11 protein-coding genes and 1 tRNA gene are annotated in these 12,040 nt (G+C 66.4%); 4 read left to right on the plus strand and 8 right to left on the minus strand.

Annotation, left to right across the window (positions count from 1 at the left end; translation table 11 throughout):
- Positions 1-121 precede the first annotated feature (121 nt).
- Entirely contained in the window at positions 122-934 is an 813-nt protein-coding gene (locus CYR75_RS01320; protein WP_101500802.1) for a sugar transferase, read from the plus strand.
- Here CYR75_RS01320 and CYR75_RS01325 read toward each other — a convergent pair.
- From CYR75_RS01325 to CYR75_RS01360, 8 genes are all read right to left on the minus strand, one after another.
- Positions 888-1,343 (minus strand): CreA family protein, encoded by a 456-nt coding sequence (locus CYR75_RS01325; RefSeq protein ID WP_101498493.1) that lies wholly within the window; start codon positions 1,341-1,343, stop codon positions 888-890. The genes CYR75_RS01320 and CYR75_RS01325 overlap by 47 nt on opposite strands.
- Positions 1,344-1,363: 20 nt before the next feature.
- Positions 1,364-1,915 (minus strand): DUF2585 family protein, encoded by a 552-nt coding sequence (locus tag CYR75_RS01330; RefSeq protein WP_101498494.1) that lies wholly within the window; start codon positions 1,913-1,915, stop codon positions 1,364-1,366.
- Positions 1,912-2,667 carry a metallophosphoesterase gene (locus tag CYR75_RS01335; RefSeq protein WP_101498495.1) on the minus strand — a complete coding sequence of 252 codons (756 nt, stop codon included), beginning with the start codon at positions 2,665-2,667 and terminating at the stop codon, positions 1,912-1,914. The genes CYR75_RS01330 and CYR75_RS01335 overlap by 4 nt, the downstream gene beginning before the upstream one ends.
- Positions 2,668-2,750: 83 nt before the next feature.
- Entirely contained in the window at positions 2,751-4,340 is a 1,590-nt protein-coding gene (gene serA / locus CYR75_RS01340; protein WP_101498496.1) for a phosphoglycerate dehydrogenase, read from the minus strand.
- Positions 4,341-4,420: 80 nt separating this feature from the next.
- Positions 4,421-5,572, minus strand: coding sequence for a phosphoserine transaminase (locus tag CYR75_RS01345; protein ID WP_101498497.1), 1,152 nt, complete (start codon positions 5,570-5,572; stop codon positions 4,421-4,423).
- Positions 5,573-5,673: 101 nt separating this feature from the next.
- Positions 5,674-7,503 carry an ABC transporter transmembrane domain-containing protein gene (locus CYR75_RS01350; RefSeq protein WP_101498498.1) on the minus strand — a complete coding sequence of 610 codons (1,830 nt, stop codon included), beginning with the start codon at positions 7,501-7,503 and terminating at the stop codon, positions 5,674-5,676.
- Between the two features lie 69 nt (positions 7,504-7,572).
- Positions 7,573-8,232 carry a 5'-methylthioadenosine/S-adenosylhomocysteine nucleosidase gene (locus CYR75_RS01355; protein ID WP_101498499.1) on the minus strand — a complete coding sequence of 220 codons (660 nt, stop codon included), beginning with the start codon at positions 8,230-8,232 and terminating at the stop codon, positions 7,573-7,575.
- A 19-nt stretch (positions 8,233-8,251) separates the two neighbouring features.
- Positions 8,252-8,337, minus strand: a tRNA-Leu gene (locus CYR75_RS01360).
- 343 nt (positions 8,338-8,680) lie between these two features.
- Here CYR75_RS01360 and CYR75_RS01365 point away from each other — a divergent pair.
- The 3 genes from CYR75_RS01365 to CYR75_RS01375 all read left to right on the plus strand — a co-directional run bounded on the left by CYR75_RS01365 (position 8,681) and on the right by CYR75_RS01375 (position 12,015).
- The gene (locus CYR75_RS01365) at positions 8,681-9,973 is read left to right on the plus strand and encodes a sulfite oxidase (RefSeq protein WP_101498500.1); all 1,293 of its coding nucleotides are present in this window, start codon (positions 8,681-8,683) and stop codon (positions 9,971-9,973) included.
- Positions 9,970-10,407, plus strand: a complete 438-nt coding sequence (locus CYR75_RS16185; RefSeq protein ID WP_192876669.1) for a cytochrome C-552 — start codon at positions 9,970-9,972, stop codon at positions 10,405-10,407. The genes CYR75_RS01365 and CYR75_RS16185 overlap by 4 nt, the downstream gene beginning before the upstream one ends.
- A 117-nt stretch (positions 10,408-10,524) precedes the next feature.
- Positions 10,525-12,015, plus strand: a complete 1,491-nt coding sequence (locus tag CYR75_RS01375; RefSeq protein WP_101498501.1) for an ABC transporter substrate-binding protein — start codon at positions 10,525-10,527, stop codon at positions 12,013-12,015.
- Positions 12,016-12,040: the final 25 nt, after the last annotated feature.

Raw genomic sequence — 12,040 nt, forward strand, 5'->3', positions numbered from 1 at the left:
GCGATCTGCCGGTTCAAACCTGCGCAGGTTTATGTTAATCCGTTAACCATTAGAGAGCATTTCTTTTATCTACACTGGTTGATCCTAGCCGAATTTCGCCAAGCTCGTTTCCATGGGGGCCATGTCCGTGACGCTGCACCAGAACTGGGACTACGTCGATCACGGGCCGGCCCTGGCCAGCCGCACCGCCCTTTCCAAGCCTGAAATCTGGCATCTGCACTCTGCCCCGGTCAAGGACAGCTTCTATCGCCGCCATTGCAAGCGGGCGGTCGATCTGGTGCTGGCCGTGGTCCTGCTGGCGGTGCTGCTGCTGCCGATGGCGGTGGTGGCGCTGTGCCTGCTGATCGCACAGGGCCGGCCGCTGATCTATTCGGGCGAGCGGATGCGCGCGCCGGGGCGGCCCTTTCGGCAATACAAGTTCCGCACCATGGTCTGCGACGATGACGATGGCGGCGCGACCGGGGCGCACAAGCACTGGCGCATCACGCCGCTTGGCCGCTTTCTGCGCCGCACGCGGCTGGACGAATTGCCCCAGCTTTTCAACATCATCGCCGGCGATATGAGCTTTGTCGGCCCGCGCCCGCCGCTGCCGGAATATGTCGAGCGGTTCCCCGCGCTGTATGCGTCCGTGCTGCAGATCAAGCCCGGCGTCACCGGCCTTGCGACGCTGATCTATCACCGGCACGAGGACCGCATCCTCGCCAATTGCAGCACCGCGGCCGAGACCGACCGCGCCTATTACGCCCGCTGCCTGCCGACCAAGCTGCGGATCGAGCTGGTCTATCGCCGCGTCGCCTCGCCCTGGCTGGATTTCTGGATCATGTGGCGGACCTTCCTGGCCGTGATCCCCGGCCTCGACCGGCCCCGCAAGCGTCGCGGGGCGCGGGCTATTCGGCAGCCGGTTCCTGCAACAGCACCGGAACGGTCGAGATAGACATCTTGGCCGAGCCCTCGGTCAGCTCATTCGCGTGGGCCAGATAGATCAGCACCTGATTCTCTTCATCCCAGATCCGCTTGACCCGCAGCGACTTGAACAGCAGCGAGCGGCTGGCGTTGAACACATCCTCGCCATTGCGGCCCTTGCGGATATCGCCCAGCCGGATCGGCCCGGTCTGCGTGCATTCGATGGCGCTGTTCGAGGGGTCCTCGAACCAGTTGCCCTGGCTCAGCCGGTCCAGAACCGAGCGTGAGAAATAGGCGAGGTGGCAGGTCACGCCCTCGACCTTGGGGTCGTGGATCGATTCGACCACGATGTCATTGCCGACCCAGTCGACGCCGATCTTGGCCACCTGCTCGGCACTCGCCGCCCCTGCCGGCAGCAGCAGCGCCAGACCCAGTATCATTGCCCGCATCTTCTTTCCTTTCACAGCGCCGCCTGCCAGTCGCGGATGAATTCGACCGGCCAGAGCAGCATCAGCACGTTCAGCAGCAGCCCGTCGCGGATCAGCCAGATCGTCGCCGCCTCGGCCAGCACGAAGATCAGCACCGATGCCCAGACCGGCAGCACCCGCGCCAGCCAGAAACCCAGCAGCATCGCCAGCATGTCCGCGACCGAATTGATCACGCTGTCGCCGTAATAGTCCAGCGAGATCGTCACCGCGCGATAACGCTCGATGACCGCGTCGAGGTTCTCGACGATCTCCCACGCCGCCTCGATCAGCGTCGCGATCACCAGCCGCGCCGACAGCGGCAGCCGCCGGGCGACCAGCCACAGCAGCGCATACAGCACCAGCCCATGCAGCAGATGCGAGGGCGTGTACCAGTCCGTCAGATGCTGCGAGTTCTCGCTGCTCAGCTTCTGCCCATGCCACAGCTTGACGCTGCCACATTCGCAGATCGGCACCCGCCCCATCAGCAGCAGGATGACCGCCGCCGCCGCGATGATCGCCAGCGCGACAGGCAGGCCGCGCCTCATCCCGCGCGCTCGGTCGTCATGCGCTGCGGCCCGTCGGACCCCAGCAGCCAGACCCCGCTGGCGTCCAGCCGCGCGACCGAGGCCGGCCGCCCATAACCCGCCCCGCTGTCAAGGTTCAGCCGGTTCGGATACAGCGCCGCCCGCCGCAGCGCGGTGTGACCATGCACGACCAGCGCGCCGTGATCCTGCCTCGACTCGAGAAAGGGCTTGCGGATCCACATCAGATCGGTCGGCGATTGCGCCGACAGATCCACCCCCGGCCGGACCCCGGCATGGACGAACAGAAACCCGCCCGGATGCAGCAGCCACGGCCGCAGCCGGTCCAGCCAGTCGACATGCGCGCGCGGGATGGCGCGCACCGCCCGCCGATGCAGCTCGGCCAGCGGCATCTCTAGCGCCCCCGCAATGCCATAGGACGCAAAGGTCGCCTCGGCCCCGTTTCGCTCGTCCCCGGTCCAGGTCAGCCCGCTGGTCGAGCCGGGATCGATCCATTCCGGGTCCTCGATGAAACGCGGCAGCTTGTTGTCATGATTGCCCTTGATCACCTGCCAGTCGCGTCCCTGCGCCTGACCCTCCATCAGATAGTCGATGACGCCGCGCGAGTCCGGCCCGCGGTCGATCAGATCGCCCAGATGCACCACCCGCGCGCCCGCACCGCCATCCTGCGAGATCAGGTCATGGACATGGCGCAGCGCGTCCAGATGGCCGTGGATATCGCCGATGGCATAGACCGGCTGGAACTCATCCGTCATCGCATTTCCTTTCGTCGCCCGTGAACGGCAAACGGCCCGGCGCGCGCATCGCTGCCGGGCCGTCCCGTCGCAAGAGCCTTGGATCAGACCTCGAAATGCAGGGCGCGGGCCTGCAGGAACTTGCCGGTCTTGTGCAGCGCCTCCAACACCGGCTCGGGCAGGGCCTCGTCCAGATACAGGATCGCGATGGCATCCTCGCCCGAACTGGTCCGCCCCAGCTGGAAGTTCGCGATGTTCACGCCCATGTCGCCCAGCGTCGTCCCCAGCGCGCCAATGACGCCCGGCACGTCCTTGTTGCGGGTGTACAACATGAACTCGCCGATCTCGGCATCGACATTGATCCCGCGGATCTGGATAAAACGCGGCTTGCCGTCGCTGAACACGGTGCCCGCGATCGACCGCTCGCGGTCCTCGGTCACCACCGTCACCTTAATATAGCCGTCATAGGTGCCGCTGGCCTCTTGCCGCGTGGTCGCCAGCTGAATCCCGCGCTCCTTGGCGATGGTCGGGGCCGAGACCATGTTCACATCCGGGTTCGCCGCCTTCATCACCCCGGCAATGACCGAGGCATTCAGCGCGCTCACATTCATCTCGGCCACGCTGCCATCATACAGCACGTTGATCGACTTGATCGGCGCGTCGGTCATCTGCCCGATGAAGCTGCCCAGATGCCCGGCCAGCTTGATCCACGGACCCATCACCTTGGCCTCCTCGGCGGTGACCGAGGGCATGTTCAGCGCATTGGCGACCGCGCCGGTCAGCAGGTAATCCGACATCTGCTCGGCCACCTGAATGGCGACGTTTTCCTGCGCCTCGCTGGTCGAGGCCCCCAGATGCGGCGTCACCACCACGTTGGGCAAGTTGAACAGCCGGCTTTCGGTCGCCGGCTCGACCGCAAACACGTCCAGCGCCGCTCCGGCGACGTGCCCCGTCTCCAACGCATCCGCCAGCGCTTCCTCGTCGATCAGACCGCCACGGGCGGCGTTGATGATCCGCACACCCTTCTTCAGCTTGGCGATGTTCTCGCGCGACAGGATGTTGCGGGTCTTGTCGGTCAGCGGCACATGCAGGGTGATGAAATCGGCCTTGGCCAGCAACTCGTCCAGCTCGACCTTAGTCACGCCCATCTGGGCCGCGCGCTCTTCCGACAGGAAGGGGTCATAGGCCACCACCTTCATCTTCAGCCCCAGGGCGCGGTCGGCGACGATCGAGCCGATATTGCCCGCGCCGATCAGCCCCAGCGTCTTGTTGAACAGCTCGACCCCCATGAAGCGGTTCTTCTCCCACTTCCCGGCATGGGTGCTGACCGAGGCCTCGGGCAGTTGCCGCGCCACCGCGAACATCAGCGCGATGGCGTGCTCGGCGGTGGTGACGCTGTTGCCGAAGGGCGTGTTCATCACGATCACGCCTTTCTTCGACGCGGCCGGAATATCGACATTGTCGACCCCGATCCCGGCCCGCCCGATGACCTTCAGATTGCTGGCCGCCTGCAGCAGCTTCTCCGTCACCTTGGTGGCCGAGCGGATCGCCAACCCGTCATATTGTCCGATGATCTCGGCCAGCTTTTCCTTGTCCTTGCCCAGATCGGGCAGGTAATCGACCTCGACCCCGCGGTCGCGAAAGATCTGGACGGCGGTTTCCGACAGCTTGTCGGACACAAGAACCTTGGGCATGTGATGCTCCTCGCAAGCGCCTCGGCGCTTCTTCTTTGGGAAAATACTCTGGGGGTCCGGGGGCAACGCCCCCGGGCGTGTCAGGACCGGGTTTGCGCGGCCAGTTCGGCGTGGAACGCCCATTCAATCCAGGGCAGCAGGGCCTGAACATCGGCCAGTTCCACCGTCGAGCCGCACCAGATCCGCAGCCCGGCAGGCGCATCGCGATAGGCGCCGATATCCAGCCCCGCGCCTTCGGTCTCCAGCCGCTTGGCCACCGCCTTGGCAAAGGCCGCGCCGTCCTCGATCCGCGGATCGGTGAATTTCAGGCAGACGCTGGTGGTCGATGCCGTGGCCGGGTCTTGGGCCAGGTTCTCGATCCAGTCGCGGGTGGCGCAGAAATCCCAGACCGCCTGCGCATTGGCGCTGGCCCGTCCGATCAGCCCTTGCAGCCCGCCCACCGATTCCGCCCAGTCCAGCGCCACCAGGTAATCCTCGACGCACAGCATGGATGGCGTGTTGATCGTCTCGCCGCGGAAGATGCCCTCGATCAGCTTGCCGCCCTTGGTCATCCGAAAGATCTTCGGCAGCGGCCAGGCGGGGGTATAGCTTTCCAGCCGCTCGACCGCGCGGGGCGACAGGATCAGGACACCATGTCCGCCTTCGCCACCCAGCACCTTCTGCCAGCTGAAGGTGACCACATCCAGCTTGTCCCAGGGCAGGTCCATCGCGAATGCCGCGCTGGTCGCGTCGCAGATGGTCAGCCCGGCGCGGTCGGCGGGGATGGCGTCGCCATTCGGCACCCGCACGCCCGAGGTCGTGCCGTTCCAAGTGAACACCACGTCGCGGTCAAAATCGACCGAGGCCAGATCGACGATCTGCCCGTAATCGGCGGTCTGCACCTTGGCATCCAGTTTCAGTTGCTTGACCACATCCGTGACCCAGCCCGCGCCAAAGCTTTCCCAGGCCAGCATCTCGACCGGGCGCGCGCCCAGCAGCGACCACATCGCCATCTCGACGGCACCGGTGTCCGAGGCCGGCACGATGCCAATGCGGTAATCGTCGGGAACGCCCAGGATCTCGCGCGTCTGGTCTATGGCACGGGCGAGCTTCGCCTTGCCGACAGCGGCGCGATGCGAACGGCCCAGGGGGGCGTCCGCCAGCATGTTCAGATCATATCCGGGGATCTTGGCACAGGGGCCAGAGGAAAAGCGCGGATTGGCCGGCCGCGCGGCCGGTTGCGTATTCGCCATGTGTTACCCTTTCAGGCAAAAGCTCCTCGTTGGGGAGGAGTGTCCCACTGACGCGCCTAGCGCAAAGCCGCGCCGCTGGCAAGACGGAATTGATCCGCCTTTCAACCCGTTCCGCCGGCGGCGAGCGGGGCTGCCTGCATCTCGACCCCGTCCAGATTGCCGTCGGTGAACTGCAACCGGGCCAGCCTTGCATACAGTCCGCCCTCGGCCACCAGCTCTTCATGGGTGCCTTGCGCGACGATGCGCCCGTCCTCGAACACCACGATGCGGTCGGCCTTTTTCACCGTCGCCAGCCGGTGCGCGACGATGATCGTCGTGCGGCCGCGCGCCAGCCGGTCGACCGCCTGCTGCACCGCGAATTCCGATTCGGCATCCAGCGCCGAGGTCGCCTCGTCCAGCAGCAGCACCGGCGCGTCGCGCAGGATGGCGCGGGCAAAGGCGATGCGCTGCTTCTGCCCGCCCGACAGCATGACGCCGCGCTCGCCCACCTGGCTGTCATAGCCCTGCGGCAGCGCGGTCAGGAAGTCATGGGCATGGGCGGCACGGGCGGCCTCTTCCACCTCTGCATCGCTGGCGCCGGGGCGGCCAAAGCGGATGTTCTCGCGCGCGGTGGTGCCGAAGATCACCGGGTCCTGCGGGACCAGCGCGATCTGGCCGCGGAATTCCGACCGCGTCATGTCGCGCAGATCGACCCCGTCCAGCGTCACCCGGCCCTGCGCCGGGTCCCAGAAGCGCAGGATCATCTGGATCACCGTCGTCTTGCCCGCGCCCGACGGGCCGACCAGCGCCACAGTCTCGCCGGGGCGAATGGTCAGATCGACGTCGCGCAGCGCCGACTGATCAGGCCGCGAGGGATAGGAAAAGGTGACGTTCTGCAGGTCGATGGCGCCCTGAACCGGGACCGGCACCGGCACCGGATCGGCGGGGTCGGTGATGCTGTCGCCGGCGGCCAGCAGTTCGGCCAGCCGCTCGGTCGCGCCGGCGGCACGCTGCAACTCGCCCCAGATCTCGGACAGCGCGCCCACCGCACCCGCGACCAGCACCGCATAGATGACGAACTGCACCAGCTCACCAATGGTCATGGTCCCGGTCTGCACATCGCGCGCCCCGATCCACAGCACGCCGATCACGCCGGAAAAGATCAGGAAGATGACGATGACGGTCAGGATCGCCCGCGTCGCGATGCGCTTGCGGGCAGAGATGAAGCTTTCCTCGGTGACGCGGCCGAACTCGGCCCGGGTCGGGGCCTCATGCGTGAAGGCCTGCACCGTCTGCGCGGCCTGCAGCGCCTCGGACGCGGCCCCGGACGAGGCCGCGATCCAGTCCTGGTTTTCGCGCGACAGCACCCGCAGGCGCCGCCCCAGCCCGATGATCGGGACCAGGATCAGCGGCACCAGCAGTAGCACCAGCCCGGTCAGCTTGGCCGAGGTCAGCAGCAGCATCCCCAGCCCGCCGACCATCAGCAGCATGTTGCGCAGCGCGACCGAGACCGACGAGCCGATGACCGACTGGATCACCGTGGTATCGGTGGTGATGCGGCTAAGGATCTCGCCCGTCATCACGCGTTCATAGAATTCGGGCGACAGGCCGATGACGCGGTTGAACACCGCCTTGCGGATGTCGGCCACGACACGCTCGCCCAGCCGCGTCACCAGATAATAGCGCAGCCCGGTGCCCACGGCCAAGGCCACGACGATGATCATGGCCGCGCCGAAATATTCGTCCAGCAGCGCCGCGCGCTCGCCAAAGCCGTCGACGACGCGGCGCACCGCAAGCGGCAGGATCAGGCTGATCGTCGCCGTCAGCGCCAGCGCCAGCAGCGCCGCCACCGCCAGCAGGCGATAGGGCTGCACAAAGGGCCACAGCGCGGACAGCGCCCCAACGCGGCGGCTGGCGGGACGGTCGGGGCTTGATTGGGGAACGCGTGCCATGACTGCCTTTGCCTCTTGATCCGGTCTACGGGCCGCAGCATTAGGCACCCCCGACCGGGGCGGCAACCGTTAAAGCCGGATTTTCCCGGATGACAAAGCGTCGCGCAAGGCGTCCACCGCCGCCGCCAGCCGCGCGTCGATCGCCCCCAGCAGCCGCGTCCAGTCGCCCAGATGCGCCAGATCTGCCGCGCCGTCGCTGATCCCGCGCAGCGCGATCAGCGGCAGGCCGAACCACTGGCAGGCGCGCAGGACGGCGAAGCTTTCCATATCCACCATGTCTTGCGCGATGGCCTCATAACCCCGCCCCGAGACGATATTCGCACCCGTGGACAGCGTCGCCTGCGGGATGCCGGGGATCACCAGCGGCAGCGCGATCTGCGCCGGCAGGTCCAGAAACGGCGTCACCCCCCGCTCGAACCCCAGGGCCGAGGCATCCATGTCCCGCCACGCGACCGCCGTGGCCTGATAGACCGCCCCCTGTTCCAGCCGCGCCGACCCGGCGGACCCCAGCGACACCACCAGCCGCGGCAACCGCGCTTGCGCCTGCAGCATGTTCAGCGCCATGCCCATCGACAGCGCGGCCTCGACCGGGCCGACGCCGGTCATCAGCGGCGCGAAACGGCGGCGCAGTTCCGGGCCGTACTCCGCCTCGGCCGCCATGACGAACAGGACGGGTACCCCGGCCATGTCGGTGGGCGTGGCCTGTAATGGGTCGGAAAGGTCGGTCATGCGGGGCCTGTGCAGGGGATGGTACGGGCGGCGGGACTCGAACCCGCACGGCCTTGCGGCCCAGAGATTTTAAGTCTCATGCGTCTACCATTCCGCCACGCCCGCGCCTGTCGGGCCAGCCGGCCCAGAGGCGCGGAATCTAGCAGCTTGAGGCGCGGGGGCAAGCGGCCAGATGCGCGAAAAACCGGGGCATCAGCGGCGGGGCGGGGGCCTGCGCCGTGACCCGTTTCGATATGGCCCATGGGGAATAACGTGCTGCGTTTCCGCCCGCAAACCCCGATCCGGCGCAAGATTCGACCCCGCAAGGGGCGTCGGCGGAAATATCTTCCCTGCCAGCCCCTTGATCGTTCGGTTCGCGGCTGTCACCATGAGCCAGAAATCGACTGCGCGGATTTACCGCATTGCCATGCCCGTCGCGCCGTTTCCGTGCCACGCAAGGGAGATCGCCATGTCCGACCACATCACCGATCCTGACACCCCGACACCCAAGGAACCCGAAGCCGATGCCCCCGTCTCGGGTGCGCGGCGCAGTTTTCTGCGGGCGACGGGGGCCTCGGCCGTGGGGGCGGCGCTGGGGATGACCATCCCGTTCGAGCGCAATCTGGGCGCCGGGATCATCCCGCTCGCCTTCGCGCAGGACAGCGGGCAGGAACTGATGTCCGAGAAATCCGGCCTCGTCGTGCTGAGCGACCGGCCCCTGAACGCGGAGACGCCGGCGCATCTGCTGGATGACGACATCACCCCGGTCGAGCATATGTTCGTGCGCCTGAACGGGCTGGTGCCGCAGAGCGCGCTGGATGCCGACGCATCGGGCTGGACGCTGACCGTCGATGGCGAGGTCGATACCCCGCTGGAACTGACGCTCGACGAGCTGAAATCGAAATTCGAGAATGTGACCGTGCAGCTTGTCGTGGAATGCGGCGGCAACGGGCGCGCCTTTTACAACCCCGGCACCTCGGGCAACCAGTGGTCGACGGGCGCGGTCGGCTGTCCGCAATGGACGGGCGTGCGCCTGACCGACGTGCTGAAGGCGGCCGGGGTCAAGGAAAGCGCCGTTTATACCGCGCATTACGGCAATGATGTTCACCTGTCGGGCGAGGACAAGCTGCCGATCTCGCGCGGGGTGCCGATCGAAAAGGCGCAGGAACCTGACGCGATCATCGCCTGGGCGATGAATGGCGAGCCGATCCCGGCGCTGCACGGCTTTCCGCTGCGGCTGGTCATCCCGGGCTATCCCGGCTCGGTCTCGCACAAGTTCCTGACCCGGATCTGGATTCGCGATCAGGTCCATGACGGCCCGAAGATGACCGGCTATTCCTATCGCCTGCCCGCCTATCCGGTCGCGCCGGGGACCGAGGTGCCGGAAGAGGACATGGTCATTCTGGAACAGATGCCGGTCAAGTCGCTGATCACCTTCCCCCGCACCGGGACCGAGGTGCCCCACGACCAGCCAGCCGAGGTGCGCGGCCATGCCTGGGCCGGCAGCGGCGATATCAGCGCGGTCCATGTCTCGACCGATTTCGGCGTGACCTGGCACGAGGCCGAGCTGGACCCGCCGCCGAACCGCTATGCCTGGCAGCGCTTTCGCGCCAAGGTCGATTTCCCGCAGGCCGGCTATTACGAGGTCTGGGCGCGGGCGACGGATGCCAACGGCGTCACCCAGCCGCCGGTCTCGCCGGGCTGGAACCCGCGCGGCTACGCCAACAACCTGCAACACCGCATCGCACTGGTCGCGACATGACCGGCGCGTTCCGGGCCGCGATCCGCGCCCCGCTTGGTCCGCTGATGGCGCTGTCCCTGCTGCTGTCGCTGCCGGCGGCGGGGGCCTGGGCCGAGATCGACCCGATGCAGGCGCTGGCGGATCACAAGACCACCACCTCGCGTCATCTGGACCCGATGTCGGCGCTGCGCTCTCGTTCCGGCGCCACGACCGAAGGGCCGGCGCCTGACCCGGAACTGGGCGGGCTGCCGGACGCGCCGGGGGCAGAGGAGACGTTCTATCAATGCGTCGCCTGCCACTCGACCGAGATCATCAAGCAGCAGCATGTCACCGACGCCCGCTGGGACGATCTGTGGCACTGGATGATCGAGGAACAGGGCATGATCCCGCCCGATGACGAAACCCGCGACCAGATCCTGAGCTATCTCAAGACGCATTTTTCGTCAGAGCGCTGATTGCGGAAACCTTTGGCTTTTAGACGGGTTGTCCATCGAAACGCGCCGGTTGCTATGGCCGGGCGGCGGGGGTTTCGTTACCCTGCCGCCGAAATGTCCCCAATATGAGGCTGCCCCATGCATATCCTTCCCAAGCTCGCCCTGGCTGTGGGCGCCTCGCTGATGTCGCTTGCGGCGGCGGTTCCGGCGCTGGCGCAGGCCGATCCCTCGGCGATCATCCGCATCGGTTCGCTGTACGAGCCGCAGAACCTCGACAACACCGCGGGCGCGGGGCAGGGCATCAACGAGGCGTTCAACGACAACGTCTATGAGGCGCTGTTCCGGCTGAACGATGACGGCTCGGTCGAGCCGGTGCTGGCGGCCGATCACACCGTGTCCGAGGACGGGCTGACCCACACCTTTACCCTGCGCGAGGGCGTGACCTTCCATTCCGGCGATCCGCTGACGGCGGCGGATGTGAAGCACTCGATCGAGCGGGTGACGGCCGAGGATTCGAAATCCTCGCGCAAGCACAGCCTGGCCACCATCACCGGGGTCGAGGCGCCCGACGACCGCACCGTGGTCGTCACGCTGTCGTCGCGGTCGATCTCGCTGCCCTATAACCTCAGCTATGTCTGGATCGTGAACGACGCCGCGCAGGATATCTCGGCCAGCGAGGACGGAACCGGACCCTATGTGCTGGACAACTGGAAGCGCGGCTCGGCCATCTCGCTGAAGGCCTTCGACGATTACTGGGGCGAGGCGCCCAAGAATGGCGGCGCGGTCTTTACCTATTTCACCGAGGCCGCGGCGCTGGACAACGCGCTGCTGACCGACGCGCTGGACATTGTCACCTCGATCCAAAGCCCGGATGCGCTGGCCCAGTTCGAGGACACCGACCGCTATACGATTTCCGAGGGCAAATCGACGGTCAAGGAGATCATGGCCTATAACGACCGGGTCGCGCCCTTTGACAACGTCAAGGTCCGCAAGGCGCTGGCCCGCGCCATCGACAAGCAAAAGCTGTTGCAGGCGATCTGGGGCGACCGCGGCATGGTGCTGGGCAGCTTCGTGCCGCCGACCGATCCCTGGTACGAGGATCTGACCGGCGTCGACCCCTATGACCCCGAAAGCGCCAAGGCGCTGCTGGCCGAGGCCGGGCTGGGCGACGGGTTCACATTCACCCTCGACACCCCGAATTACGACCCGCACCCGATCACGGCCGAATTCATCAAGGCCGAGTTGGCGCGGATCGGGGTGACGGTCAACATCAACATCATCACCTCGAACGAGTGGTATACAAAGATCTATCAGGCGCATGATTTCCAGGCGACGCTGCAAGAGCATGTGAACCACCGCGACATCGTGTTCTATGGCAACCCGGATTTCTACTGGGGCTATGACAACCCCGAGGTGACGCGCCTGATCGAAGAGGCCGAGCAGGCCGAGACCGAGGCGGCGCAGACCGAAAAGCTGCGCGAGGCGAACCGCATCATTGCCGAGGACGCGGCCTCGAACTGGCTGTTCCTGTTCCCGCAGATCGTCATCGCGGATGCGGATGTGACCGGCTATCCGGTGAACGGGCTGAACTCGCAATTCTTCCTGCGCGACATCCAGAAGACGAACTGACCCCGCGCAAGGAAACGCCTGCCGC

It is taken from the genome of Paracoccus jeotgali (genome assembly GCF_002865605.1).
Taxonomy (GTDB): Bacteria; Pseudomonadota; Alphaproteobacteria; order Rhodobacterales; family Rhodobacteraceae; genus Paracoccus; species Paracoccus jeotgali.

Excerpts from the sequence above, each read along its gene's own strand:
- CYR75_RS01355 (WP_101498499.1), bottom strand. The coding sequence starts at position 8,232 with ATGACCGACCTTTCCGACCCATTACAGGCCACGCCCACCGACATGGCC.
- CYR75_RS01365 (WP_101498500.1), top strand. The coding sequence starts at position 8,681 with ATGTCCGACCACATCACCGATCCTGACACCCCGACACCCAAGGAACCC.
- CYR75_RS01375 (WP_101498501.1), top strand. The coding sequence starts at position 10,525 with ATGCATATCCTTCCCAAGCTCGCCCTGGCTGTGGGCGCCTCGCTGATG.
- CYR75_RS01350 (WP_101498498.1), bottom strand. The coding sequence starts at position 7,503 with ATGGCACGCGTTCCCCAATCAAGCCCCGACCGTCCCGCCAGCCGCCGC.
- CYR75_RS01330 (WP_101498494.1), bottom strand. The coding sequence starts at position 1,915 with ATGAGGCGCGGCCTGCCTGTCGCGCTGGCGATCATCGCGGCGGCGGCG.
- CYR75_RS01345 (WP_101498497.1), bottom strand. The coding sequence starts at position 5,572 with ATGGCGAATACGCAACCGGCCGCGCGGCCGGCCAATCCGCGCTTTTCC.
- serA (WP_101498496.1), bottom strand. The coding sequence starts at position 4,340 with ATGCCCAAGGTTCTTGTGTCCGACAAGCTGTCGGAAACCGCCGTCCAG.
- CYR75_RS01335 (WP_101498495.1), bottom strand. The coding sequence starts at position 2,667 with ATGACGGATGAGTTCCAGCCGGTCTATGCCATCGGCGATATCCACGGC.
- CYR75_RS01325 (WP_101498493.1), bottom strand. The coding sequence starts at position 1,343 with ATGATACTGGGTCTGGCGCTGCTGCTGCCGGCAGGGGCGGCGAGTGCC.
- CYR75_RS01320 (WP_101500802.1), top strand. The coding sequence starts at position 122 with ATGTCCGTGACGCTGCACCAGAACTGGGACTACGTCGATCACGGGCCG.
- CYR75_RS16185 (WP_192876669.1), top strand. The coding sequence starts at position 9,970 with ATGACCGGCGCGTTCCGGGCCGCGATCCGCGCCCCGCTTGGTCCGCTG.